This window comes from Microbacterium sp. RURRCA19A, assembly GCF_900156455.1.
Classification (GTDB): Bacteria; Actinomycetota; Actinomycetes; order Actinomycetales; family Microbacteriaceae; genus Microbacterium.
The window spans coordinates 338250-362980 of record NZ_FTNQ01000002.1 but is presented as its reverse complement, the minus strand read 5'-3'; the positions used below and the strand labels follow the sequence as shown (position 1 = coordinate 362980).

Here is a 24731-nt window from a genome sequence, read left to right as displayed (position 1 = left end):
CCGGGGGACGTGGTCGGGACTGCCGTGTAGGCATAAGTCAACCGACTAAGGCTACGTCTCGCGCGACGTTAACTCAAACCGAGAGGCCGACCGCTCATTATCCCCAAGCGTCATCCACACCCGTGGCAAAGACACGCGAGCGCGTTCTACAGTTGATTTGGCTCCGTGCGGACCGCGAACTAGCGTGTCCCCGGAAGTTATCCACAGGTTCGGCGCGATGCACGTCGACAGTCGCGCGCCGAGATCCCGGAGGGGATATGTCATTGCACCAAGTACCGGATGTTCCCGTCTGGTCCGCCGTGCTCGACCATCTCCTCACCGACGACCGCGTCACGCCGCAGCTCCACGGCTTCCTCAACCTGGCCGTGCCGCAGGGCGTCATGGGCGGCACCCTCTACCTGGACGTGCCGAACGACCTGACCGCCGCGCAGATGAACAAGCGCATGCGCGCTCCGATCCTCGAGGCGCTCACTCAGGTGCAGGGCGTCGACCCGGAGGTCAGCAACTTCCGCGTGGTCGTGAACCCCGACCTCATCGAGTCCCACCGTTCCGCGCCCCCGGTCGAAGATCGCCCCGACCCGATCCCCGCGGCCGGCAATCCGTCGCCCATGCCGGAGCAGGCCCCCGCCCCCATCGTTCCGGCATCCCGCAACGACACGCGTCTGAACCCGAAGTACACCTTCGACAATTTCGTCATCGGCCAGTCCAACCGCTTCGCGCACGCCGCCGCGGTCGCCGTCGCCGAGGCGCCGGCCAAGGCCTACAACCCGCTGTTCATCTACGGCGATTCGGGGCTCGGCAAGACCCACCTCCTCCACGCGATCGGCGACTACGCGGCGAGCATGTACGCCGGCATCCGGGTGCGGTACGTCTCGAGCGAGGAGTTCACGAACGACTTCATCAACTCGATCGCGAACAACCGCGGCTCGGCTTTCCAGGCCCGGTATCGCGACGTCGACATCCTGTTGATCGACGACATCCAGTTCCTGCAGGGACGGGCCGAGACGCAGGAAGCGTTCTTCCACACCTTCAACACCCTGCACGACCACGACAAGCAGGTCGTGATCACCAGCGACCTGCCCCCGAAGCAGCTGACCGGCTTCGAGGACCGCATGCGCAGTCGCTTCGAGTGGGGTCTCATCACCGACGTCCAGGCACCCGACCTCGAGACCCGTATCGCGATCCTTCGCAAGAAGGCGCAGAGCGAACGGCTGCTCATCCCCGACGACGTCCTCGAGTACATCGCGACCGTCGTCTCGTCGAACATCCGTGAACTTGAGGGTGCGCTCATCCGCGTGTCCGCTTTCGCGAGCCTGAACCGCTCGACGCTCGACATGTCGCTGGCACAGACCGTGCTGCGGGACATCATCGATCAGGATGACGCGAATGTCGTCTCACCGACCGACATCATCACCGCGACCGCACAGTACTTCAAGCTGTCGGTCGACGACCTGTACGGATCGAGTCGGTCTCAGGCCGTGGCGACGGCACGGCAGATCGCCATGTATCTCTGCCGCGAGCGGACGAGTCTCTCCTTGCCGAAGATCGGTCAGCTGTTCGGCAACCGCGATCACACGACGGTGATGTACGCCTACAAGAAGATCAGCGATCTCATGAAGGAGCGTCGCTCGATCTACAACCAGGTCTCCGAGATCACCACCCAGTTGGGCCGCATGCGCTGAGCGCCCATCTGAACCGAGGGGTTCGTCCGCATCCGCGGGCGAACCCCTTCGTCGTTCTCGGTCGTCGACGGGCCGCAGGGAGCCTCTCGCAAAGTACTTTCAGTCGGTTCTACACAGTGTGGAAAACCTGTGGATAACTCCAAATCTCTGCGGAAGACATGTGAACGACACGCGGAGACCTGTGGAGGAACCGGCGAACCGACGACGAGCCGATCGTGTTAACTGCCCAGGCTGTCCGCAGGGCTTCCACAGGTCACAGCCGTGTAGTTCCCTTCTGTTCACACGCATCGCGAGAGTTATCCACACTCTCCACAGCTGTTAACAAGATGAAGAATCCATAGATCGGTTAACAGAGATTCGATGACCTTGCCGTGCGAACGCGGGGCGACGTGTGCCGACGCGGTCGGGCACTAGCATGGGTAAGCCAGACCGCCGTCAAGGGAGCGCCCGTGAAGTTTCACGTCAATCGCGATGTCTTCAGCGAAGCCGTTTCGTTCGTGGTCAAGCTCCTGCCGCAGCGCAACCCGCAGCCGATCCTGGCGGGCGTCCTGATCGAAGCCGGCGAGCAGGGTCTGACCCTCGCGGCGTTCGACTACGAAGCGTCGGCACGCACCACGATCGAGGCCACCGTCGACGAGCCGGGCACGATCCTGGTCCACGGACGTCTCCTCTCCGACATCGCCAGCCGCCTCCCGAATGCGCCGATCCAGATCGCGGTCGATGACGACGGCGGGATCCTCCTCACCTGCGGATCCGCGCGGTTCACGCTCGCATCCATGCCCGTGCAGGAGTACCCGGCGATCCCCGAGGTCACCGGTGAGTCCGGGCTCGTTCCGGCCGACGACTTCGCGACGGCGATCGCGCAGGTGGCGTTCGCCGCGTCGCGAGACGACGTCACCCCGGTCCTCACGGGCGTGCAGCTCGAGGTGACCGGCACGCAGCTGAGCCTCGTGGCGACCGACCGGTACCGTGTCGCGCTGCGGGAGATCCCGTGGGACGGCGGGGCTGCGGCGTCCGACGAGCCCACCGCCGCCCTCGTGCCGGCGCGCACCCTGCAGGAGGTCGGGAAGACCTTCGCGCACGGCGGCGACATCTCGATCGCGTTCTCCGGCTCGGGCGACCGCGAGATCATCGCCTTCTCGTCAGGCAACAAGACGGTGACCTCGCTGCTGATCAAGGGCAACTTCCCGCCCGTGCGTCGGCTCTTCCCCGCCCAGACCGAGCACCACAGCGTCGTGAACACCGCCGAGCTCGCCGAGGCCGTGCGTCGTGTCGCGCTCGTGCTCGACCGGTCCGCGCCGCTGCGATTCACGTTCGGACCCGACGGCGTGTCGATGGACGCCTCGGGTACCGAGCAGGCGCGTGCGACCGAATCCGTCGACGCGACGCTGGTCGGCGATGAGGTTACTCTGGGTCTGAACCCCCAGTACCTTCTCGAGTCGCTCGGCGCCGTCCGCAGCGAGTTCACGCGCATCACGTTCACCTCGAGCGACAACGCGAACAAGCTGAGCCCGGTGCTGATCACCCCCCAGACCTCGGTCGACAAGGGTGGCGAAGGCTCGTTCAAGTACCTGCTGCAGCCCAACCTGCTCCTGCGCTGAACGACACGCGGCCCGGTGCATGTCGGGGCCGGCGGGTAGTCTGACTCGGTGATCGTGGAGCAGCTCGGACTGACGGATTTCCGCAATTATGCGGCCGCCGACGTGTCGCTCTCCGCGGGCGCGAACCTTTTCGTGGGCCGCAACGGTCAGGGCAAGACCAACCTGGTCGAGGCCGTCGCCTATCTCGCGACACTGGGGTCGCACCGGGTGTCGAGCGACGCACCCATGGTGCGCCACGGGGCGGATGCCGCGATCGTCCGGGCGCGGCTGGCGCACGGTGATCGCAGCATCCTGCTCGAACTCCAGCTCAATCGGCAGGGGTCCAACAAGGCCCGGGTCAACGGCGTGAACGTCCGGACCGCCGAGTTGCCGCGGTACGCCCAGGTGGTCCTGTTCGCCCCGGAAGACCTGCAGATCGTCCGCGGCGATCCGTCCGCCCGTCGCCGCTTCGCCGATCAGCTCATCGTGCAGCGTTCGCCGCGTCTCGCCGGCGTCCTGGCCGACTACGACCGTGTCCTCCGGCAGCGCACGGCGCTGCTGAAGTCGGCGCGAGCGCGCGGGATCCGCGGCGATGCCCTCGGCACGCTCGATGTCTGGGACGACAAGCTGGTCGCCCTCGGCACCGAGGTGATCGAGGCGCGGCTGGCCCTGGCATCCGATCTGTCCGCTCCCGTGGCCGAGGCGTACACCGCGATCGCGGGCGCCGACCACGACCCCCGTCTGCGCTGGGCGCTGTCGGTCATCGGTGGCGACCCGGAGGAAGGGGACGCCGCGGCCGAGACCGGCGCGACCGGTTCGCTCGCAGAGCAGTTCCGCGCGGCGCTCGCGGCTCGTCGATCCCAGGAGCTCGAGCGGGGCCTGACGCTCGTGGGTCCGCATCGCGACGACCTCGTCCTCGAGGTGCGCGGACTGCCGGTGAAGGGATACGCCTCGCACGGCGAGTCCTGGTCGGTCGCGCTCGCCCTGCGCCTGGCATCCGCCGAGCTGCTGCGCGCGGAGTCGCGCCTCGGAGACCCGGTGCTCATCCTCGACGACGTGTTCGCCGAGCTCGACGCGGGTCGCCGCATCCGTCTCGCCGACCTCGTCGCGGGGTACGAGCAGGTCATCGTCACCTCCGCCGTGGAAGAAGACGTCCCCGACGGTCTGCGCGCGCACGTGGTCCGTGTCGAGGCCGGTCGGATCGTGGGCGCCGATGACTGACGAGCCCGACCTCCCCGAGACGATCGCCACGTACCTGCGGCTGCGCGGCCTCGAGCCCTCGCCGTACCGCAAGAAGAAGCGTCGTCGGCGGGCCGATGACGGCGAGAACGCGCCCTTTACCCCCGGTCGCGATCCCCGTGGTCTCGGCGACGTGCTCTCCACCTTGACGAAATCCGCGGGCTGGGAGCCGCAGCTCGCCCGCGAAGACCTCGTCCGCACGTGGCACGACGTGGCCGGCGCCGACACCGCCGCGCACACACGTCCGGTGGCCATGGATGCCGGAACGCTGACGGTCCAGGCGGACTCCACGGCGTGGGCGAAGCAGCTTCAGTTGATGCGCGCGCACATCCTCTCCGAGATCATCCGGCGCTTCCCCGAGGCGGGGGTGGAGTCGATCCGCTTCATCGGGCCGGACGTCCCCTCCTGGAAATGGGGGACGAGAGCCGTTCCAGGCCGCGGTCCGCGCGATACCTACGGCTAGCCCATGGTCGGGGCTGGTTCGATCCGATTTCTCCCCTCCTAGGGGCGTACACACCGCTTTCGGCGGCCTCGCGCGGTAGGATGGAGGTTCCGACGAATCGATCTGGAGCTCGCGAAGTCATGACGTCCGAAAACCCCGACAACGTTTCCGCGGAACCCGAAACGACGACCAGCGCGAAGGTTCCCAACGAGTACGGGGCAGACGCCATCCAGGTGCTCGAGGGTCTCGAGGCCGTCCGCAAGCGTCCCGGCATGTACATCGGGTCGACCGGTGAGCGGGGCCTGCACCACCTCGTGCAGGAGATCGTCGACAACTCCGTCGACGAGGCCCTCGCCGGCTACTGCGATCTGATCGACGTCACGATCCTCTCCGACGGCGCCGTCCGGGTGATCGACAACGGCCGTGGCATCCCGGTCGACATGCACCGGACCGAGGGCAAGTCGACCGTCGAGGTCGTCCTGACCGTGCTCCACGCCGGCGGAAAGTTCGGCGGCGGCGGCTACGCGGTCTCCGGTGGTCTGCACGGCGTCGGCTCGTCCGTCGTCAACGCGCTCTCCACGCGCCTCGAGGTCGAGGTCAAGCGCCAGGGTCACGTGTGGCGTCAGTCGTTCCGTGACGGCGGCGTGCCCCAGGCCCCGCTCGCGCAGGGCGAGGAGAGCGACGAGACCGGCACGACGATCACGTTCTGGCCGGATGCCACGATCTTCGACACCGTCGACTTCGACTACGACACGCTGCGCACGCGCTTCCAGCAGATGGCGTTCCTGAACAAGGGATTGCGCATCAGCCTGCGCGACGAGCGTCCGCAGGCCGTCGTCACCGAGGGCGAGCCGGGTGAGGAGACCACCGAGGCTCGTCACGATTCGTTCCTCTACGAGCGTGGCCTCGTCGACTACGTCGAGCATCTCAACCGCGTGCGCAAGGCGGACGTCGTCAACGACGAGGTCATCGAGGTCGAGTCCGAGGACACCGATCGCAAGATCGCCCTGGAGCTGGCGATGCAGTGGACGACGGCGTACACCGAGAACGTCTTCACCTACGCCAACACGATCAACACCCACGAGGGCGGCACGCACGAGGAGGGGTTCCGCGCGGCTCTCACCACCCTCGTCAACCGCTACGCGCGGGCGAACAACCTCCTCAAGGAGAAAGACGACAACCTCACGGGTGAGGACATCCGCGAAGGACTGACGGCTGTCATCTCGGTGAAGCTGTCCGAGCCGCAGTTCGAGGGCCAGACGAAGACCAAGCTCGGCAACACCGAGGCGCGCGCGTTCGTGCAGAAGGTCGTCGGTGACAAGCTCGGCGACTGGTTCGACCGCAACCCCGCGCAGGCCAAGAACATCATCCGCAAGGCGATCGACGCCGCCACCGCGCGTCTCGCCGCCCGCAAGGCGCGCGAGACCGCGCGCCGCAAGAGCGTCTTCGAGTCGGCAGCCATGCCCGACAAGCTGAAGGACTGCACGTCGAAAGATCCGTCGATCAGCGAGATCTTCCTCGTCGAGGGTGACTCCGCCGGCGGCTCCGCGGTGCAGGGTCGCGACCCGCACACGCAAGCGATCCTGGCGCTGCGCGGCAAGATCCTGAACGTGGAGCGCGCGCGCCTCGACCGGGCGCTCGGGAACAAGGAAGTCCAGGCGATGATCCAGGCCTTCGGCACGGGCATCGGCGAAGACTTCGACATGTCCAAGGCGCGGTACCACAAGATCGTCCTGATGGCGGATGCCGACGTCGACGGCCAGCACATCACGACGCTGCTGCTCACCCTGCTCTTCCGCTACATGCGCGGTCTCATCGAGGCGGGCTTCGTCTACCTCGCTCAGCCCCCGCTGTACCGCCTCAAGTGGTCGAACCATCCCCACGAGTACGCCTACAGCGACCGTGAGCGCGATGCGATGCTCGTTGAGGGTCAGGCCGCAGGACGACGCATCCCGAAGGACAACGGCATCCAGCGCTACAAGGGTCTCGGCGAGATGAACGACCACGAGCTGTGGGAGACCACGATGGACCCCGAGACCCGCACCCTCAAGCAGGTCACGATCGACGACGCCGCCTCGGCGGACGAGATCTTCTCGGTGCTCATGGGAGAAGACGTCGAGTCTCGGCGCAGCTTCATCCAGCGCAACGCCAAAGACGTCCGCTTCCTCGACATCTGATCCCGGTCGACTCGATACGAAACTGAGAATCCATGGCTGACGACATCACTCCCGAGCCCGCCGGCGCGCCCGAAGAGGCCGCTCACAACCACGGGAAGATCGACCAGGTCGACCTCCAGCTCGAGATGCAGCGGAGCTACCTCGACTACGCGATGAGCGTCATCGTCGGTCGTGCGCTGCCCGACGTCCGCGACGGCCTCAAGCCCGTGCACCGCCGCGTCATCTACGGCATGTACGACGGTGGTTTCCGTCCTGACAAGTCGTTCTCGAAGTGCGCCCGCGTCGTCGGTGAAGTCATGGGTCATTACCACCCCCACGGTGACGCCCCCATCTACGACGCCCTCGTGCGTCTCGTGCAGCCGTGGTCGCTGCGCTATCCGCTGGCCCTCGGCCAGGGCAACTTCGGCTCGCCGGGCAACCAGGGCGCGGCCGCTCCCCGATACACCGAGACGAAGATGGCTCCGCTCGCGCTCGAGATGGTGCGCGACATCGAAGAGGAGACCGTCGACTTCGAGGACAACTACGACGGCCAGACGCAGGAGCCGACGGTCCTCCCGGCGCGCTTCCCGAACCTCCTGGTCAACGGCTCGGTCGGTATCGCCGTCGGTATGGCGACCAACATCCCGCCGCACAACCTGCGCGAAGTGTCCGCCGGCGCCCTGTGGGCTCTGGAGAACCCGGATGCCACCCGCGAGGAACTGCTCGAGGCGCTCATGGAGCGCATCCCCGGGCCCGACTTCCCCACCCGCGCGCAGATCCTCGGCACCCGCGGCATCAAGGACGCGTATCGCACGGGCCGCGGCTCGATCACGATGCGCGCCGTCGTCAACATCGAAGAGATCCAGGGCCGCACGTGCCTGGTCATCACCGAGCTGCCGTACCAGGTCAACCCCGACAACGTCGCGGTCAAGATCGGCGACCTCGCCCGCGAGGGCAAGATCACGGGCATCGCCGACATCCGCGACGAGACGTCCGGTCGCACCGGTCAGCGACTCGTCATCGTGCTCAAGCGCGACGCGGTCGCGAAGGTCGTGCTGAACAACCTCTACAAGCACACGCAGCTCCAGGAGAACTTCGGCGCCAACATGCTCGCCATCGTCGACGGCGTGCCGCGCACCCTGTCGCTCGACGGCTTCATCAGCCTCTGGATCGACCACCAGGTCGAGGTGATCGTCCGCCGCACGTGCTACCGCCTCCGCAAGGCCGAGGAGCGCATGCACATCCTGCGCGGCTACCTCAAGGCGCTCGACGCGCTCGACGAGGTCATCGCGCTCATCCGCCGGTCGCCGACGGCCCAGGATGCCAACGAGGGACTGCAGAAGCTCCTCGACATCGACGACATCCAGGCGCAGGCGATCCTCGACATGCAGCTGCGTCGCCTTGCGGCGCTCGAGCGCCAGAAGATCATCGACGAGGCGCAGGAGCTCGAAGCGCGCATCGCCGACTACAACGACATCCTCGCCACCCCCGCTCGCCAGCGCACCATCATCCGCGACGAACTGACGGCGATCGTCGACCGCTTCGGCGACGACCGTCGCACCGAGATCCTGCACGGGTTCGACGGCGACGTGTCGATCGAAGACCTGATCGCCGAGGAAGAGATGGTCGTGACGGTCACCCGTGACGGCTACATCAAGCGCACGCGCAGCGACAATTACCGTCAGCAGCACCGCGGTGGCAAGGGTGTGAAGGGCGCGCAGCTGCGCGCCGACGACGTGGTCGAGCACTTCTTCGTCACGACGACCCACCATTGGCTGCTGTTCTTCACCAACAAGGGCCGCGTCTACCGCTCGAAGGCGTACGAGGTTCCCGAGGCGGGGCGGGATGCCAAGGGCCAGCACGTCGCGAACCTCCTCGCGCTCCAGCCCGATGAGGAGATCGCGCAGATCCTCGACATCCGCGATTACAAGGTCGCGACCTACCTGGTGCTCGCGACCCGCAACGGCCTGGTCAAGAAGACCCGGCTCGACGAGTACGACACCAACCGTCAGGGCGGCGTGATCGCCATCAAGCTGCGCGGCCAGGTCTCCGACGATGCCGACGACGCCGAGCAGGGCACCCCCGACGAGCTCGTCAGCGCACTGCTCGTCGACGAGGGCGATGACATCCTCCTCATCAGCCGACTCGGGATGTCGCTGCGCTTCTCCGCCACGGACGGGGCGCTGCGCCCGATGGGCCGCTCGACGTCGGGCGTGAAGGGCATGGACTTCCGCGCCGGCGACAGCCTGCTCTCGGCATCCGTCGCGAAGGATGACGAGTTCGTGTTCATCGTCACCGAGGGCGGGTACGCCAAGCGCACGGCAGTGACCGAATACCGCATGCAGAACCGCGGTGGACTCGGCATCAAGGTGGCCCGTCTGACCGAGGATCGCGGGGTTCTGGCGGGCGGTCTGATGGTCTCGGAGGGCGACGAGGTCCTTGTGGTTCTTGCCAGCGGCAAGGTGGTACGCTCCTCCGTGGCCGAGGTGCCTGCCAAGGGTCGCGACACCATGGGTGTCGTGTTCGCCCGCGCCGGAGGCGATGATCGCATCATCGCGATCGCCCGGAACAGCGAGCGGAACCTGACCGAGACGACGGAGACGACCACCGATCCGGCCGCGCCCGACGCGGCAGAGACCGCCTCCTCTTCCGAGACCCCTGAGGAAAGTACTGACGCATGAGCACGGTAGCCGACAAACTCGCCAAGAAGTCGACCCAGAAGACGTCCGCCAAGCAGGTGCGTCTGCGCCTGGTGTACATCGACTTCTGGTCGGCACTCAAGCTCTCGTTCCTGGCCGCCGTGGCGATCGCGATCGTCACCGTGGTCTCGTACTTCCTCGTGTACCTCGTGGTGAGCGCCACCGGCCTCATCGGTCGCGCGGATGAGTTCTTCGCGAGCTTCACCGACGGAAGCGCCACCCTGTCGCAGTACGTGGGCCTCCCGCAGGTCATGGCGTTCGCGGCGATCGTCGCGATCCTCAACCTGGTCGTCGTGACGGTCATGGGTGCGGTCGTGGCCGGCATCTACAACCTCGCCGTCAAGGTCACGGGCGGTCTGCTCGTGGGCTTCACCTCCAACTGACGCCGATTCGGAAAAACCTCGGGATTCAGGTAAAGTCTTCGAGGTTGACGACGTTACGTCAGCGAGACGGGGCTATAGCTCAGGCGGTTAGAGCGCTTCACTGATAATGAAGAGGTCCCAGGTTCAAGTCCTGGTAGCCCCACCCGTTCCCTTCCCGGGGCCTTAGCTCAGCTGGTAGAGCGCCTGCTTTGCAAGCAGGATGTCAGGAGTTCGAATCTCCTAGGCTCCACATCATCTCCGTCGAGTCGGCTGCGGCCGACTCTTCGTCTTCCCGCCCTCCGTCGTCGTGTCTCGCGGCTAGGGTGATCGCAATGGACATGCGAGTCGCCGCGTACGCCGTCATCACCGACGCCGACGACCGCGTGCTGCTCGCGCACTGGATCGAGGGACGGCGCGCCGCGTGGACATTGCCCGGCGGCGGTCTCGAGGACGGTGAGGACCCCGAACGCGCCGTACGCCGCGAGGTGCGGGAGGAGACCGGGTTCCGCGTCGTGGTCGACGAGCTTCTCGGCATCCATTCCCGCGTCATCGCGGCGGAGAGGCGCCTGTCGGACGACGCCAACGGACCCCTCCACGCCCTTCGGATCGTCTACCGAGCCCATATCGTCGGCGGGCGCCTGAGCTACGAGGTCGGCGGCTCCACCGACCGCGCCCAGTGGTTCTCGCTTCCCGCAGCGCGCAAGCTCCGGCGGGTGCAACTGGTCGACATCGCGTTTCGGATGGCGAAGCTGTGACCGCCGGTCAGTCGCGCGGTGCGGTGATGTCGGCGACCGTGGCGCCGTAGGCGCGGATCAGGTCGTCGGCTTCGACGAAGAGGCTGTAGCCGTGCGCTCCCGCGCCCATCGCGATGCGGCGCCCCACGATGCTCTCGTCGGCATAGATCGGCCAGTCGGTCGAGCTGCCGATCGGCACGATCGTGCCCCGCTCATACCCGGTCGCGGCGAGGGCGAGCTCGGGCTCGGGCAGGCGCAGCTTGTTCACGCCGACCACCGCCCGCAGCTTCGGCCAGGAGATGACCCGGTCGCCGGGCACCAGGGCGAACAGGAAGGTGTCGTCGGATCGCTTCACGACGAGCGTCTTCACGATGTCATCCGGATGGATGCCGAGCAGCTCCGCCGCCTCGTCGAGCGAGCGGGCCGCCGGCCGTTCCCGTACATCGACAGAGAGGCCGCGCAACTGCGCGGCCTCTCTGACTCTGCTGGTGGGGTCGCTCACGCGTCGGGGGCGCGGAGCGGGTCGTCGGCCACCCACAGCTCGTCGTCGGCGCGCAGGGTCTGCCACGCGGCGTAGGCGACCCCCACGGCGGCGGCGACACCGAACAGGATGGCGATGACGCCACCGGCTCCGATGCCGTCGTGCTGCTTCGGGAGCTTGGCGGCGAGCTGCTTGCTCGCCTTCTTGCCGTACTTCTCGGCACGCTTGGCGTACTTGCGCGTGTCGAGCTCGAAACCACGACCCTTGGCCAGGCGGTCACGGGTGTCGCCCGCGGCATCCCACACCGACATCGCCCCACCCACGACGGCACCGGCCGTCGGGATGACCTTGTCGCTGAGGAAGCGGTTCGTGTACTTCACGCTCTTGTCGACGTACGGCGCGGCGTACTGGTCGTAACCGTCGCGCACGGCGGGAACGAGGTCTTCGCGGCTGAAGCGACCGAGCTGGCGACCGGCTTCGCGGGCCACCTTTCCGCTCTCGCCCAGCAGAACCTGCTGAGACTCCCACACCTTGGCGGCGTGCTTCTGGAGCTTGCGCAGTTCCTTCTTGCTCTTGCGGCTGAGGCCCACGGCTTCATCCTCCCTGTCGATGGGATGTACGCGTTTCATCTTGCCAGAACGGGGGTCCCCGTCCGCGAACCCTTGCAGATAACTCTGAGAGAATGTACCCATGGCTTCCCACACCGCCGTTGCGACCCTTCACACCAACCACGGCGACATCGTCGTCAACCTGTTCGGAGACCACGCTCCCCGGACCGTCCGGAACTTCGTCGGCCTCGCCGACGGCTCACAGGAATGGACCAACCCGGCCACGGGCGCCAAGGGCGAGGGTCCGCTCTACTCGAACGTCGTGTTCCACCGCATCATCCCCGGCTTCATGATCCAGGGCGGCGACCCGCTCGGTCAGGGCGTGGGCGGTCCCGGCTACACGTTCAACGACGAGATCCACCCCGAGCTCGACTTCTCGGCCCCGTACAAGCTCGCCATGGCCAACGCGGGTCTCCGCCGCAACGCCATCACGGGGCAGCCCGAGGGCACGAACGGCTCGCAGTTCTTCATCACCACCGACCCGACGCCGTGGCTCCAGGGCAAGCACACCATCTTCGGCGAGGTGGCCGACGATGCGTCGAAGAAGGTCGTCGACGCCATCAGCGCAGTTCCCACCGCCGCCGGCGACCGTCCCGTCGAGCCCGTCGTGCTCGAGTCGGTCGACGTCGTCGCCGTCTGACCCTCGGCGGCGGCGGGTGTCTACGACCGAGGAGTTCCGTCGCAACAGCGACAACTTCTGCTACCGGCATCCCGACCGGCAGAGCTTCGTGCTCTGCCAGCGGTGTCTGCGCACGGTATGCCCCGAGTGTCGGACCCCCGCCGCCGTCGGCGTCATCTGCCCGGAATGCATGGCCCAGCAGCGGGCCACCGCGACCCCGGCGCAGAAGAAGGCGCAGCGCCGCTGGTCGCGCTCGGCTCCGATGGCCGCGGTGGCCGGCGGTCGACCGATCGCGACGCTGACGATCATCGCGATCACCGGACTCGCCTACGTCATCGGCCTCGTTCCCGGTGTGGGCGGCATCATCGGCAACGCCCTGGCCTTCTACCCGCCGTACCTCGTCCCGCAGTTCGGACCGATCGAGCCCTGGCGCCTCTTCACCGCCGCTCTCGTCCATTCCGGGTTCTTCCACATCGGCCTCAACATGTTGGCTCTGTGGTTCATCGGCCGCAATCTCGAGCCTCTGCTCGGACGGTGGCGCTTCGTCGTGCTCTATCTGCTGGGTGCACTCGGAGGGTCGGTCGCGGTGGCGCTTCTCGCCCCCACCACGGTCGTCGTCGGCGCCTCGGGAGCGATCTTCGCGCTGTTCGGTGCGCTGCTGGTCATCGGACGGCACATCGGCGCCGACATCCGCGTCATCGCCGTCCTCATCGGCATCAACTTCGCCTGGCCGTTCGTCGTCGCTCTCATCTCGTCGCTGGGAACGGGTGACTTCGCGACCGCACTCGCCAACGTGGGCATCTCCTGGCAGGCGCACCTGGGAGGCCTCGTCGTCGGCGCCCTGGTCGGATTGATCTACGCGCGGACACGTCTGCTGCGCCAGCGTCCGGTGCAGATCGGGCTGCTGGTCGCGCTCACGATCGCGCTGTTCGCGCTGCTCGTGATCCCTGTCGTGGTCTACTACTGAAAGTTATCCACAGGCTCATCCACAGGTGGGGATGAATTACACGGGTGTAAGTCGGAGTGCTTATCGCCAGCGCGTGGTCATCAGGAAGCCGACGAAGGCGATCCCGAAACCGATCACGAGATTCCACGCGCCGATGCCGGGCACGGGGAACTGCGAGTTGCTCAAGTAGAAGACGAGCACCCATACCAAGCCGACGAGCATGAGACCGATCATGATCGGCAGGAACCACACCGGGTTGGGCGTGGAACCGTTCTCGTTGCGCTCAGCGATCGGGTCTTCGCCGTTGCCAGTACGTGCCATGCGGGCCAGTCTAACGGGCAGGGCACTCTCCACCCACGGAAGTAGACTCGCCTCGTGTCCACGGTCGAGTATCCCCCCACTCGCCGCTCGGCCCGCCGCCCTAAGCCGCGCCGACGCCGCGTGACCGTCCTCGGCGTGCTCGGTGATCTGCTGCTGACGGCCGGTGTGGTCGTGCTGCTGTTCGTGGGCTGGCAGCTGTGGATCGGCGACGCGATCATCGGAGCCCAGTTCAAGAGCGAAGCCGGTGCCCTCACCGACGAGTGGGCGGCCGCACCGACGAGCCCGGCCCCCTCGACCTCGCCGGGCGACGCGGCGGCGACGGAGCCGCCCGCCCTGGCGCAGCCCGGCAACGGCGAGGTGTTCGGCGTGCTCCGCGTCCCTCGCCTCGGACCCGATTACCAGTTCAAGCTCGCGGGCGGGGTGAGCGCCTCCGTCACCCTCGACCCCATCGGGATCGGGCATTACCCCGACACCGCGATGCCGGGTCAGCAGGGCAACTTCGCCATCGCCGGCCACCGCGGCAGCCACGGTGCCCCGTTCGCCGACCTGCCCTCGCTGCGCATCGGTGACGCGGTCGTCGTGGAGACACCCGACGGCTGGTACACCTACCGCTTCCGCAATCTCGAGTACGTGCGCCCCGACGGGGTCCAGGTCCTGCTCCCGACCCCGCAGCAGCCGGAGGTGCAGGCCACCGACAAGCTGATCACGATGACCACGTGCAGCCCGCGGTACGGCTCGGCGGAGCGCGCGATCGCCTACGGCGTCTTCGAGTCGTTCACCCCCCGCGCCGACGGACCGCCCGCGTCGCTGACCTCCGGAGCCGCCTGATGTACGGAGCCCTCTGGCGAGTGCTGCCCGGACCCTGGTGGGTCCGTCTGCTCATCGTCCTCGTGCTGGTCGCCGCCGCGCTCTACGGCCTGTTCTTCTACGTCTTCCCGTGGGTGAGCGACATCCTCTATCCACAGGAGGTCACGGTCGAGTGAGCTTTCGCGTCGTCGTCGTGGACAACCGCGACAGCTTCGTGCACACACTCGCCGGATACGTGGCGGAACTCGGCGCCGATGTGACGATGATCGCCGCGTCCGCCCCCGACGTCGTCGGCTCCGTCGAGGATGCCCGGGCCGTGCTCGTCTCCCCGGGTCCCGGGCACCCCGCGGACGCCGGCGCGTCCATCGACGTCGTGCGCGCGGCCCACGCGAACGGCATCCCGCTCCTCGGGGTGTGTCTGGGGCACCAGGCCCTCGCGGCGGCGTTCGGCGCAACGGTGACCCGAGCCCCGGAACTTCTGCACGGGATCACCAGCATCATCCACCACGATGGCCACGGTGTCTTCGCGGACCTTCCGGACGGGTTCCGCGCGACCCGCTACCACTCACTCGCCGTCGACCCGGCCACGGTGCCCGACGAACTCATGGTGACCGCCCGCAGCGAGACGGGGGTCATCATGGGCCTCGCCCATCGTGACGCTCCGCTGACCGGCGTGCAGTTCCACCCCGAGAGCGTCCTCACCGAGGGCGGTCACGCCCTGCTCGGCCGCTGGCTCGAGGATGCCGGACTCCGAGGCGCGGCTGTGCGCGGGCGGATCCTGCACCCTCGACGGGGTCAGGGACCGGTGCAGTAGGTCAGAGTGATCTCGCTGTGCACCGGCACCTCGCCGGGCGCGAGGGACTGCGTCTTGACCAGCGACGGAGACGTCGCCGGGCAGCCGGCATCCTCTTGCGTCTGCACGGTCAGTTGCTTCTCGTCCGACTCGAGCTCGCGCTTCGCGACGTCGACGGGGTACCCCTCGTAGTTGACGATGACCACCGTGCCGCTGGCGACGACGAGATTGACGGTCGTGCCCTTGGTGACCTCGGTTCCGGCCGCCACGCTCGCCGTCATCACGACACCGGCGGCGAGGGCGGGGTCGGGCTTGCGCTGCACCAGACCCAGCGACAGGCCCGCGGACTCCAGCGCGGCCCGGGCCTCGGACTCGGTGATCCCCTCGAGCGTCGGCACTTTCGCGGTGTCGGCCCCCGAGGAGACGTAGAGCGAGATCTCCTGCCCCGCGGCGACCGAGGTGTCGGCACCCGGTGTCGTGCGCACCACGTTGCCTGCCGCGATCGTGGCATCCGCGACGTCGATGCGCTTCGCGGTGAGGTCTTCCTTCTCGAGCGACTGGACGGCCTCGTCGTAGGTCATGTCGACCACGTTCGGGACCGTGCGGCCGGCCGAGGGCACGTCCGTGGACGGCTGGATCTGGATGACCCAGAGGAGCACGGAGACCAGCAGAACCGCCAGGACCGCGACACCGGCCCAGATCCACGCGACCGGCGGACCCGGCTGCGTGCGGCGCATCGTGGTGTCGGTGCTCAGCTGGCGGAGCGAGCGCGCGGTCTCGGCCGCCTGACGCGGGTTCGGGCCGTACAGCTCGTTCGACAGCGCCGACATCTGGCGTTTCGTGGGCTCTTTGCCCTCGATCGTGGCATCCAGGTCTTCGCGGAAGGCGGCGGCGTCCTGCGGACGCTGGAACGGGTCCTTCGCGAGAGCGCGGAGGACGACCGCGTCGAGCGCGCGCGGGACCGCGTCGTTGATCTCGCTGGGTGGGAGGGGGGCCTCACTCACGTGCTGGTACGCCACTGCGACCGGGGTGTCGCCGCGGAACGGCGGCCGCCCGGTGAGCAGTTCGTAGAGCACGACGCCGGCGGAGTACAGGTCGGCGCGCGCGTCGACGGACTCGCCCTTGGCCTGCTCCGGCGAGAAGTACGCCGCCGTGCCGACGATCGCCGTGGTCTCCGCGACGGTCGAGGACGAGTCGGACACCGCGCGCGCGATACCGAAGTCCATCACCTTGATGCGGCCCGAGTCGGTGATCATCACATTGCCGGGCTTGATGTCGCGATGCACGACACCGGCGCGGTGCGAGTACTCGAGGGCCTCGAGGATGCCGTCGACGTAGCGCAGCGCGTCGTCAAGGGGGACGGGACCGGTGGCGACGACATCCTTCAGCAGGCGCCCGTGGACCAGCTCCATGACGATGTAGGGCACGGGACGTTCGTGCCCGTCGGCGCCCACCTCGACGTCTTCGCCGGCGTCGAACACCCGGACGATGGTCGGGTGAGCCATGCGCGAGGCCGCCTGAGCCTCGAGACGGAACCGCGTCCGGAACGCGGCGTCCCCGGCGAGGTCGGCCTTGAGGATCTTGATCGCCACCGTCCGCCCGAGCGTCTGGTCGTAGCCGCGGTAGACGCTGGCCATACCGCCGCGACCGATGAGGTCGTCGACACGGTAGCGTCCGGAGAGGACGCGCGTCTCAGTGGTCACGGGGAAACTCCTGGCGTGGTGGGGGGATCGTGTTCTTCGGTGGGTCAGCGGGAGGCGCTGGGGTTGGGCGAGGGCGTGTTGCCGCCCGTGATCGCCGCCGTCGCCTCGCCGGACTCGACCGTCCGGTCCGTGCCCGAGCAGCTCACCGTGTACGTCACCTTCAGCGTCTGGCCGGGCGAGTTGCTCACCTGAAGCTGGGCGCTGCGGGCGTCCGGAGCGAACGACGAGGTCGACTGACCGTTCTGGAAGGTGCCCTGGGTCGCGGTGAAGTTGTACGACGCGACGTTCCCCGTGCCGGACGGGCACGTGTACGCCTGCCAGGTGACCTCGACGGTGCCGCCGGCCGTGGCCTGGCTGGGCTGGATGGTCGGGGTCGCGGGGGTGGGGAGCTGGGTCTGCTCACCGAAGACGCGCAGCGTGATGACGGTGCCCGCGGGGACGCGACCGGTCGGCGTCACCGTGTCGACCGTGCCGACCTGGTCGGGGTTGGTCGCGGCGTTGCCGGGCTCGCAGTTGGCGCCGAGGTCGGCGTCACCGAGGATCTTGCTGGCCTCGTCGCACGTCTTGCCCGGCAGGCCGAGCGCGTTCACGTCGATCAACTGGGAGGACGGCGTCGGAGTCGACGAGGGCGTCGACGCGCTCCGGGAAGGAGTCGACGAGCCGGACGCGGAGCCCGACGGCGCGGGATCGGCGGAGTTCTGGTTGCTGAGGACCGCGAACAGCGTGCCGCCCAGGACCAGCAGCAGCAGCGCGATGAGCGCGACCAGCGGCCAGGTCCACGGGCTGCGCTTCTTCTTCTGCGCGCGCGCGTCTTCCTCGGTGTGCTGCTCGGTCAGGAGCGACGTCGCGCCGGCCGCGGGCAGCAGACGCGTCGCGGCGGAGGTCTGCCCCGCGGTCAGCAGCTGAGTCGCCTCATCGGCGACGGCGACACCCGCGGCGATCGCGGGAACGGCGCCGGCAGCCGCGGCGAGGTCGCCGCGACGCAGCGCGGTGGCCGCGCGGGAGACGGCTGCGGCGGAGGCCGGACGGTCGTCGGGCTTCTTCGCGATCATCGCCATCACGAGGTTCTGCACCGGGACGGCGACCGTCGGGGGCAGCGGCGCGGGCTGCTCGTTGATCTGCGCCATGGCGATGGCGACCTGCGATTCGCCCGTGAACGGACGCTTGCCCGCCAGGCACTCGTACGCGACGATGCCCAGCGAGTAGATGTCGGTCGCGGGGGATGCCGGGTGACCCGACGCCTGCTCCGGCGACAGGTACTGCACCGTTCCCATCACCTGTCCGGTCGCCGTGAGCGGCACCTGGTCGGCGATGCGGGCGATGCCGAAGTCGGTGATCTTCACACGACCGTCGGGCGTGATGAGCAGGTTGCCCGGCTTGATGTCGCGGTGGACGAGACCGGCCGCATGCGCGGCCTGCAGAGCGGCGGCCGTCTGAGCCACGATGTCGAGGGTCTTGTCGGTCGACAGCGACCCCTCGCGCTCGAGGATCGTGGAGAGCGCCTCACCGGGCACGAGCTCCATCACGAGGAAGGCGCTGCCGTCTTCCTCGCCGTAGTCGAACACGCTGGCGATGCCCTCGTGGTTGACGAGTGCGGCGTGGCGGGCCTCGGCGCGGAAGCGCTCGAGGAACCCGGGGTCGCCCATGTACTCGTCTTTGAGGATCTTGATCGCGACCGTGCGTCCGATGACGTGGTCGGTCGCTTCCCAGACCTCGCCCATGCCGCCGATGGCGATCCGCGAATCGAGCTCGTAGCGCCCGCCGAAGGTCACTCCCTGTGTCGGTCTCATTTGCCCAGCACCGCCTCCATGACCTTCTTCGCTATCGGGGCGGCGATCTCGTTGCCGCTCCCGCTCTGACCCTGGCCGCCACCGTTCTCCACCACGACTGCGACAGCGACCTTCGGGTCGTCCGCCGGGGCGAAGCCGGTGAACCAGAGAGTGTAGGGACGAGTGTCGTTCTCTGCGGTGCCGGTCTTACCCGCCACCTGGACCCCGTCTATTCTTGCATTCGACGCCGCGCCGTCCTGGACGTTCGCCGTCATCATCGTGACCATCTGCGCCGCGAGGTTGGTGTCCAGCGCTCGGCCGTACTCGCTGTTGGCGCCCTCGCTGCGCACCGACAGATCGGTTCCGATCACCCGGTCGATCATGCGCGGGTTCATCACGACGCCGCCGTTCGCGATCCCGGCCGACACCATCGCCATCTGCAGCGGGGTGGCGCGCACCTGGCCCTGACCGAAACCGCTGAGCGCCGTCTGGGGCGCGTCGAGGGTCGAGGGGTAGGTCGAGGGCGTCGAGGTGAACGCGGTCGAGTCGGGGACCATCGAGAACGAGGAGTTGAAGCCGTACTTCTCGGCCTCCGCGCGGATCGCGTCATCGCCGAGCTCGACCGCGAGCTCGGCCATCGGGATGTTGCAGCTGAGTCGCAGGGCCGTCGCGATCGTCACGGTGTCGCCGTCGCCGCAGGTGCCGCCGCCGGCGTTGCTCACGACACTCGAGGACTGCGGCAGCGTGTACGACGCGACGTTCGGGAACGACGAGTCGGGCGTGTACCGACCGGATGCCAGCGCGGCCGAGGCCACGACGAGCTTGAACGTCGAGCCGGGCGGGTTGAGGTCGCCCTCGATGGCCCGGTTCACGAGAGGCTGCGACGGGTCGGCGGTGAGCTGGTCGTACGCGGCGTTCACCGCGTCCGCGTCGTGCACGGCGAGGGTGTTGGTGTCGAAGCTGGGCTTGGACACCATGGCGAGGATCCGCCCCGTGGACGGCTCGATCGCGACGACGGCGCCCTGCTGGTCGCCGAGGGCGTCCCACGCGGCGCGCTGCACCGTGGCATCCAGTGAGAGCTCCACGTTCGACCCGCGCTGCACTTCTCCCGTGACGGTGCGTTCGATCCGGTTGAAGAAGTCGTTCTCGTCGGAACCGCTGAGCACGGCGTTCTCCGCGGACTCGATCCGGGTCTTCGCGTCGAGCACCGGATTCATGTAGCCGGTGACGGGCGCCCACATGTCGGCATCCACGTACTGGCGCTGCCAGCTGTAGACGTCCTCGGAGGGGACGGACGAGGCGATCGCCGTTCCGCTGGCGATGATCGACCCGCGCTGGACCTCGTAGGAGTCGTAGAGCGCACGCCGATTGCCGGGGGTGTTCGCGAGGTTGGCGGCCTGACCGACCTGGATGACGCTCGTGGACACGAACAGCGCGAGGAACATCGCCAGCATGACGATGCTGAGGCGTCGGAGCTCTTTGGTCACGGTGCCTCCTCCAGGGCTCGGGTGCGGACGGACGGGACGGTGCTCATCAGCCGATCACCACCCGGGGGCGGCTGCGGACGGCGTCCGAGATGCGCAGGAGGAACGCGACGATGATCCAGTTCGCCACCAGCGATGATCCGCCGGCGGCGAGGAACGGAGTGGTGAGGCCGGTGAGCGGGATGACCCGGGTCACACCGCCGACCATGATGAACACCTGCAGGGCGATCGTGAACGAGAAGCCGGTCGCGAGGAGCTTGCCGAAGTCGTCCTGACCGGCCAGACCGACGCGGATGCCGCGGCTGGCGAAGACCATGTACAGGGCGAGGATCGCGAACAGGCCGACAAGACCCAGCTCCTCGCCGAGGCTCGGGACGATGTAGTCGCTCTGCGACAGCGGAGTGATGTACGGACGCCCCTGTCCGAGGCCGGTACCGAAGAGTCCGCCGTGCGCGAGCCCGAAGATGCCCTGGGTCAGCTGGTAGCTGCCGCCGTCGGCGTCGACGACCGCCGGGTTGAAGGCGTCGAGCCAGTTGGTGAAACGGCCGTTGACGTACGGAAGGACACGGGATGCCAGGAAGGCCCCGGTCGCGGCCAGCACGACGCCGATCAGCACCCAGCTCGTCTTGCCGGTCGCGACGTAGAGCATCGCGACGAACATGCCGAAGATCAGCAGACCCGTGCCGAGGTCGCGCTGGAGCACGATGATCCCGAGCGAGACGAGCCAGATGATCAGGAGCGGACCGAGCTCCCGCGCGCGCGGCCACGTCATGAAGAGGAATCGGGTTCCCGTCGACGTGAGGCTCTCCCGGGTGCGGACCAGATAGCCGGCGAAGAAGATCGCGAGCGCGATCTTCGCGAGCTCTCCCGGCTGGAACGACACGAAACCGAGCGACACCCACACGTCGGCGTTCTGATCCGTCCCCAGGCCCGGCACGAAGGGGAGCAGGAGCAGCAGGATGCCGATGAGGCCCGAGAGGTACGTGTAGCGGAACAGCACGCGGTAGTTGCGGACGAAGATCACCACGAGCAGGGCCGCCACCAGCGCGATCGCCGCCCAGGCGATCTGGCGGATGGCCGTGGCATCCCACCCCTTCAGGCCCACCGCGAGGTCGATGCGGTAGATCATCGCGATCCCGAGGCCCGTCAGGACGGTCGCGATGGGAAGCACGAACGGGTCGGCGTCGCGGGCGCGCAGGCGCAGGACCACGTGGAGCACGAGGGCGAGCAGGGCGGGGATGCCGGCGAGCATAAGGTAGCCGGACTCGACCGCCCCGTTCACTCCGAGCTGCACCAGCACGATCGCCGCGCCGTAGACCGCGATCGCGAAGAGCAGCAGACCCAGCTCGCGGTTGCGCTGCTTGGCGGGCGTGCGGATCTTCTTCAACGCGCGCATGACGGCGGTGTCGGTGGACACCTCTCCCGATCGCGTCAGCTTCTGGTCGGTCATCCCGTGGCCTCCGGTTCCGGGCGCAGACGATCCACGATGAGCTCCGCGTCCGAGAGGGAACGCGCCGAGATCGTCGCTTCCACCGTCTGCCGATCGAAGTCCGACAGGTCGGCGAGCACGATGTTCGTGTCCTCGTACACCGTCGACAACGACAGCGGACCGATGGACTGCTGGATGCCGCGATAGATGACCACCGAGTTGTCGTCCGCCCCCACGTAGTAGCGGGTCTGCGTCCACTGGTAGCCCGCGAACAGGCCCGCCCCGATCGCCGCCAGCACGAGGATGAGGGCGGCGAGCCAGCCCAGTCGCCGGCGACGTGCGCGACGGCGATCCTCTTCGATGAGCTCTTCCAGGAACTCGGCGGCGGGCTCGAAGTGCGTCGGCTCGTTCGCGGCCTGGCGGGCCGAGTGCAGCCACGTCGATCGCGCCGGACGCACGGGCGAGACGACGACTCCGCTGGGGTTGGAGGCCGAACCGACGATCGTCGGCGTACCGATGAACACCGGATGCTGGCCGCCCACGTCGACGATCACGACCGTCACGTTGTCGGGGGCTCCGCCGTCGAGCGCCTGCTTCAGCAGCGCGTCCGCGGTGCGGGCGGGCGGCATCCCCAGCGCGAGGGCCTTGGTGGTGTGTGCGTCGTCGACGACGCCCGAGAGACCGTCGGAGCAGAGCAGCCACCGGTCGCCGTCCTGCGTCGGCATGATGAACGTGTCGACCTCGGGGTCGGGATCCATGTCGCCCAGCACGCGCATGAGCACCGAACGCCGGGGGTGATACCGCGCCTCTTCGGGTGTGATGCGGCCCGAGTCGACCAGACGCTGTACGAAGGTGTGGTCGGTGGTGATCTGGGTGAGCGTGTCATCGCGGTACAGGTAGACCCGCGAGTCGCCGATGTGACCGATGACGGCGTAGTCGTCGACCATGATGACCGCGCTGACGGTCGTGCCCATGCCGGCCAGCTCCGGACGCCGCGCGACCGTGTCGATCAGGTTCGTCGCCGTGTCGGCGAGCGCGTCGCGAAGCGCGTGCTCGGCCGCCGTGGTGCTGGGGAACGGCTGGTCCAGTTCGGTCAGGCGCGCGATCGCCAGGCTCGAGGCGACGTCACCTCCCGCGTGACCGCCCATGCCGTCGGCGACCACGAAGAGGTTGGACCCGGCGTAGCCGGAATCCTGGTTGTTGGAGCGCACCTTGCCCGTGTGGGAGATGGCCGCGCTCGAGCCCTGGAAGACCATGGAGGAGGGTTACTTCCGCAACTCGAAGGTCGTGGCGCCCACCTTGATCGGAGCGCCCACCTTCACCTGGACCGGGGATGCCACCCGTGCGCCGTCGTGCGTGGTGCCGTTGGTGGAATCGAGGTCCTGCAGCATCCACTGGTCTCCCCACAGCACGAGACGCGCGTGGTGGCTGGAGGTGTAGTCGTCGCGGATGACCAGACCCGACTCGCTCGAACGGCCGATGGTGAGGGGTTCCGCGCCGAGCGGCAGCTCGAGTCCGGCCTTGGGGCCGCTCGTGATGACGATGCGCGACACCGACGCGGTCGTCGCGAGGCCGCCGACCGGGGGGACGACCGGCGCGGCGGGACGCTTGACCTGCGTGGTCTCCGCGTTCGGTGACGACGTGGGCGCCGGTGCCGCCGGAGCAGCGGCGGATGCCGCGGGCTCGGGGAGCTTGCGGACCTTCACGCCGAACAGGTCGGCGCGCAGCGAATAGACGACGCCGAACACGAAGAACCACAGCAGGACGAGGAAACCGCCCTGAAGAAGAAGAAGAGTCAGTGGACTCATGACAGGGGCCCCCGGTCGCGGACGTCGAACAGCTGCGTCGCATCGGACGGCGCCGCTCGCCGTGCGGTCTGTGCCTGCGCGACCACACGGAAGACGATATCGGTGCGACCGATCGAGATGGTCGAGTCCGGCGGGAGAGCGGCCTCGGAGACCTTGCGTCCGTTGAGGGTCGTCCCGTTGGTGGAACCGAGGTCGCGGACCATGGCGCGCTCGCCGTCCCACAGGATCTCGACGTGCTTGCGGCTGGTACCGGCGTCGGGGATCGTGATGTCGGCGTCGCTGCCCCGACCGATGACCGTGCGGGCCTTCACGAGCGGATGCCGCGTGCCGTTGATGTCGACGACACCGCGCCACGACACCTGGCCCTCGCTGGTGCGCGAATCGACGCGCAGAGTGCCCGTCGACAGCGACGTGTCGCGCTCGATCGAGATCGTGACGGGACCGGCGAACGAGTAGCCCTGCGTGCGCGCGTGCTTCTTCACGAGGGTGTCGAGCTCGGTCACGAGGGTCGAACCGAGGGCGCTCATCTTCTCGTCGTCGGCGGGCGACAGCCGCACGGTGAAGGCGTTCGGCGCGAGGATGCGCTCACGACTGACCACGACCGCGTTCTTGTCGAGCTCGCTCCGCAGTGCGGAGGCGATCTCCACCGGCTGGATGCCACTGCGGAAGGTCTTCGCGAACGCACCGTTGACGGCGCGTTCGAGACCCTTCTCGAAACTGTCGAGTAGTCCCACGAGACTCCTTCAGGCAGGCAGACCAGTAGGCACATCGTAGTCAGCACGGCTGGACAGGTCATGGATGCCGGCTCCGGACACGGTTCGTCGGGGGCCCGGGGCCGTGATATTCTCGGGAAGTTGAGTGAGCGGCATCCCTGGATGCCACGACTCGCGCGAGTGGCGGAATAGGTAGACGCGCTGGCTTCAGGTGCCAGTGCCCGCAAGGGCGTGGGGGTTCAAGTCCCCCCTCGCGCACAGAATGACGAAGGCCCCGGATTCATCCGGGGCCTTCGTCATTTCCGTGTGGGAAGTCGCGTCATGGTCGGGTTCTGTCGGTGTCCTCCGCATACCTG

General features: G+C 67.9%; 23 protein-coding genes and 3 tRNA genes. 16 read left to right on the top strand and 10 right to left on the bottom strand.

Annotation, left to right across the window (positions count from 1 at the left end):
* Positions 1 to 257 precede the first annotated feature (257 nt).
* The 10 genes from dnaA (at position 258) to BW982_RS09590 (ending at position 10915) form a co-directional block, all read left to right on the top strand.
* Positions 258 to 1682 (top strand): chromosomal replication initiator protein DnaA, encoded by a 1425-nt coding sequence (gene dnaA, locus BW982_RS09635; protein WP_076492698.1) that lies wholly within the window; start codon positions 258 to 260, stop codon positions 1680 to 1682.
* A 449-nt stretch (positions 1683 to 2131) separates the two neighbouring features.
* Positions 2132 to 3283, top strand: a complete 1152-nt coding sequence (dnaN, locus tag BW982_RS09630; RefSeq protein WP_076492696.1) for a DNA polymerase III subunit beta — start codon at positions 2132 to 2134, stop codon at positions 3281 to 3283.
* Between the two features lie 48 nt (positions 3284 to 3331).
* Entirely contained in the window at positions 3332 to 4483 is a 1152-nt protein-coding gene (recF, locus tag BW982_RS09625) for a DNA replication/repair protein RecF (protein ID WP_076492694.1), read from the top strand.
* Positions 4476 to 4964, top strand: a complete 489-nt coding sequence (locus BW982_RS09620; RefSeq protein WP_076492692.1) for a DciA family protein — start codon at positions 4476 to 4478, stop codon at positions 4962 to 4964. Before recF ends, BW982_RS09620 begins: the two co-directional genes overlap by 8 nt.
* Positions 4965 to 5083: 119 nt before the next feature.
* Entirely contained in the window at positions 5084 to 7120 is a 2037-nt protein-coding gene (gyrB, locus tag BW982_RS09615) for a DNA topoisomerase (ATP-hydrolyzing) subunit B (RefSeq protein ID WP_076492691.1), read from the top strand.
* A 32-nt stretch (positions 7121 to 7152) separates the two neighbouring features.
* Positions 7153 to 9780 (top strand): DNA gyrase subunit A, encoded by a 2628-nt coding sequence (gene gyrA, locus BW982_RS09610; RefSeq protein ID WP_076492689.1) that lies wholly within the window; start codon positions 7153 to 7155, stop codon positions 9778 to 9780.
* The gene (locus tag BW982_RS09605) at positions 9777 to 10181 is read left to right on the top strand and encodes a DUF3566 domain-containing protein (protein ID WP_076492687.1); all 405 of its coding nucleotides are present in this window, start codon (positions 9777 to 9779) and stop codon (positions 10179 to 10181) included. The genes gyrA and BW982_RS09605 overlap by 4 nt, the downstream gene beginning before the upstream one ends.
* A 68-nt stretch (positions 10182 to 10249) precedes the next feature.
* Positions 10250 to 10323: transfer RNA gene (locus BW982_RS09600), tRNA-Ile, on the top strand.
* A gap of 14 nt (positions 10324 to 10337) precedes the next feature.
* A tRNA-Ala gene (locus tag BW982_RS09595) sits at positions 10338 to 10410 on the top strand.
* A gap of 82 nt (positions 10411 to 10492) precedes the next feature.
* Positions 10493 to 10915, top strand: a complete 423-nt coding sequence (locus BW982_RS09590) for an NUDIX hydrolase (protein WP_076492685.1) — start codon at positions 10493 to 10495, stop codon at positions 10913 to 10915.
* Between the two features lie 7 nt (positions 10916 to 10922).
* On the opposite strand, the gene BW982_RS09585 is transcribed toward BW982_RS09590, so the two are convergent.
* A complete protein-coding gene (locus tag BW982_RS09585; RefSeq protein ID WP_076492683.1) occupies positions 10923 to 11396 on the bottom strand; it encodes an aminoacyl-tRNA deacylase in 474 nt (157 codons plus the stop codon).
* Positions 11393 to 11965, bottom strand: coding sequence for a DNA helicase (locus BW982_RS09580; RefSeq protein WP_076492680.1), 573 nt, complete (start codon positions 11963 to 11965; stop codon positions 11393 to 11395). The genes BW982_RS09585 and BW982_RS09580 overlap by 4 nt, the downstream gene beginning before the upstream one ends.
* Positions 11966 to 12065: 100 nt before the next feature.
* On the opposite strand from BW982_RS09580, the gene BW982_RS09575 reads away from it, so the two are divergent.
* Positions 12066 to 12623 (top strand): peptidylprolyl isomerase, encoded by a 558-nt coding sequence (locus tag BW982_RS09575; protein WP_076492678.1) that lies wholly within the window; start codon positions 12066 to 12068, stop codon positions 12621 to 12623.
* Between the two features lie 16 nt (positions 12624 to 12639).
* Positions 12640 to 13569, top strand: coding sequence for a rhomboid family intramembrane serine protease (locus BW982_RS09570; RefSeq protein WP_076492676.1), 930 nt, complete (start codon positions 12640 to 12642; stop codon positions 13567 to 13569).
* A gap of 60 nt (positions 13570 to 13629) precedes the next feature.
* On the opposite strand, the gene BW982_RS09565 is transcribed toward BW982_RS09570, so the two are convergent.
* Positions 13630 to 13869 (bottom strand): cell division protein CrgA, encoded by a 240-nt coding sequence (locus BW982_RS09565; RefSeq protein ID WP_076492674.1) that lies wholly within the window; start codon positions 13867 to 13869, stop codon positions 13630 to 13632.
* Positions 13870 to 13923: 54 nt separating this feature from the next.
* On the opposite strand from BW982_RS09565, the gene BW982_RS09560 reads away from it, so the two are divergent.
* The 3 genes from BW982_RS09560 to BW982_RS09555 are packed head-to-tail and all read left to right on the top strand — an operon-like array spanning position 13924 to position 15490.
* Positions 13924 to 14697 (top strand): class E sortase, encoded by a 774-nt coding sequence (locus BW982_RS09560; RefSeq protein ID WP_076492671.1) that lies wholly within the window; start codon positions 13924 to 13926, stop codon positions 14695 to 14697.
* Complete coding sequence (locus BW982_RS18230) at positions 14697 to 14852, top strand: hypothetical protein (RefSeq protein WP_175611078.1); 156 nt, start codon at positions 14697 to 14699, stop codon at positions 14850 to 14852. The genes BW982_RS09560 and BW982_RS18230 overlap by 1 nt, the downstream gene beginning before the upstream one ends.
* Positions 14849 to 15490: an anthranilate synthase component II gene (locus BW982_RS09555; protein WP_076492669.1), complete on the top strand. Its 642-nt coding sequence runs from the start codon at positions 14849 to 14851 to the stop codon at positions 15488 to 15490. Before BW982_RS18230 ends, BW982_RS09555 begins: the two co-directional genes overlap by 4 nt.
* Here BW982_RS09555 and pknB read toward each other — a convergent pair.
* The 7 genes from pknB to BW982_RS09520 are packed head-to-tail and all read right to left on the bottom strand — an operon-like array spanning position 15472 to position 24396.
* The gene (gene pknB / locus BW982_RS09550; RefSeq protein WP_076492667.1) at positions 15472 to 17172 is read right to left on the bottom strand and encodes a Stk1 family PASTA domain-containing Ser/Thr kinase; all 1701 of its coding nucleotides are present in this window, start codon (positions 17170 to 17172) and stop codon (positions 15472 to 15474) included. The genes BW982_RS09555 and pknB overlap by 19 nt on opposite strands.
* Positions 17173 to 17216: 44 nt before the next feature.
* On the bottom strand, positions 17217 to 18962 hold the full coding sequence (locus BW982_RS09545) for a serine/threonine-protein kinase (protein WP_076492665.1): 1746 nt from the start codon (positions 18960 to 18962) through the stop codon (positions 17217 to 17219).
* Positions 18959 to 20428 carry a peptidoglycan D,D-transpeptidase FtsI family protein gene (locus BW982_RS09540; RefSeq protein ID WP_076492663.1) on the bottom strand — a complete coding sequence of 490 codons (1470 nt, stop codon included), beginning with the start codon at positions 20426 to 20428 and terminating at the stop codon, positions 18959 to 18961. The genes BW982_RS09545 and BW982_RS09540 overlap by 4 nt, the downstream gene beginning before the upstream one ends.
* A gap of 46 nt (positions 20429 to 20474) precedes the next feature.
* A complete protein-coding gene (locus tag BW982_RS09535) occupies positions 20475 to 21875 on the bottom strand; it encodes an FtsW/RodA/SpoVE family cell cycle protein (protein WP_076492661.1) in 1401 nt (466 codons plus the stop codon).
* Positions 21872 to 23110 carry a PP2C family protein-serine/threonine phosphatase gene (locus tag BW982_RS09530; protein WP_076492659.1) on the bottom strand — a complete coding sequence of 413 codons (1239 nt, stop codon included), beginning with the start codon at positions 23108 to 23110 and terminating at the stop codon, positions 21872 to 21874. Before BW982_RS09530 ends, BW982_RS09535 begins: the two co-directional genes overlap by 4 nt.
* A 9-nt stretch (positions 23111 to 23119) precedes the next feature.
* Positions 23120 to 23662, bottom strand: coding sequence for an FHA domain-containing protein FhaB/FipA (locus BW982_RS09525; RefSeq protein WP_076492657.1), 543 nt, complete (start codon positions 23660 to 23662; stop codon positions 23120 to 23122).
* On the bottom strand, positions 23659 to 24396 hold the full coding sequence (locus BW982_RS09520) for an FHA domain-containing protein (RefSeq protein WP_076492655.1): 738 nt from the start codon (positions 24394 to 24396) through the stop codon (positions 23659 to 23661). The genes BW982_RS09525 and BW982_RS09520 overlap by 4 nt, the downstream gene beginning before the upstream one ends.
* A 153-nt stretch (positions 24397 to 24549) precedes the next feature.
* Here BW982_RS09520 and BW982_RS09515 point away from each other — a divergent pair.
* A tRNA-Leu gene (locus BW982_RS09515) sits at positions 24550 to 24633 on the top strand.
* Positions 24634 to 24731 lie beyond the last annotated feature (98 nt).

Excerpts from the sequence above, each read along its gene's own strand:
- dnaA (WP_076492698.1), top strand. The coding sequence starts at position 258 with ATGTCATTGCACCAAGTACCGGATGTTCCCGTCTGGTCCGCCGTGCTC.
- BW982_RS09620 (WP_076492692.1), top strand. The coding sequence starts at position 4,476 with ATGACTGACGAGCCCGACCTCCCCGAGACGATCGCCACGTACCTGCGG.
- gyrB (WP_076492691.1), top strand. The coding sequence starts at position 5,084 with ATGACGTCCGAAAACCCCGACAACGTTTCCGCGGAACCCGAAACGACG.
- gyrA (WP_076492689.1), top strand. The coding sequence starts at position 7,153 with ATGGCTGACGACATCACTCCCGAGCCCGCCGGCGCGCCCGAAGAGGCC.
- BW982_RS09605 (WP_076492687.1), top strand. The coding sequence starts at position 9,777 with ATGAGCACGGTAGCCGACAAACTCGCCAAGAAGTCGACCCAGAAGACG.
- BW982_RS09590 (WP_076492685.1), top strand. The coding sequence starts at position 10,493 with ATGGACATGCGAGTCGCCGCGTACGCCGTCATCACCGACGCCGACGAC.
- BW982_RS09575 (WP_076492678.1), top strand. The coding sequence starts at position 12,066 with ATGGCTTCCCACACCGCCGTTGCGACCCTTCACACCAACCACGGCGAC.
- BW982_RS09565 (WP_076492674.1), bottom strand. The coding sequence starts at position 13,869 with ATGGCACGTACTGGCAACGGCGAAGACCCGATCGCTGAGCGCAACGAG.
- BW982_RS18230 (WP_175611078.1), top strand. The coding sequence starts at position 14,697 with ATGTACGGAGCCCTCTGGCGAGTGCTGCCCGGACCCTGGTGGGTCCGT.
- BW982_RS09545 (WP_076492665.1), bottom strand. The coding sequence starts at position 18,962 with ATGAGACCGACACAGGGAGTGACCTTCGGCGGGCGCTACGAGCTCGAT.
- BW982_RS09535 (WP_076492661.1), bottom strand. The coding sequence starts at position 21,875 with ATGACCGACCAGAAGCTGACGCGATCGGGAGAGGTGTCCACCGACACC.
- BW982_RS09530 (WP_076492659.1), bottom strand. The coding sequence starts at position 23,110 with ATGGTCTTCCAGGGCTCGAGCGCGGCCATCTCCCACACGGGCAAGGTG.
- BW982_RS09525 (WP_076492657.1), bottom strand. The coding sequence starts at position 23,662 with ATGAGTCCACTGACTCTTCTTCTTCTTCAGGGCGGTTTCCTCGTCCTG.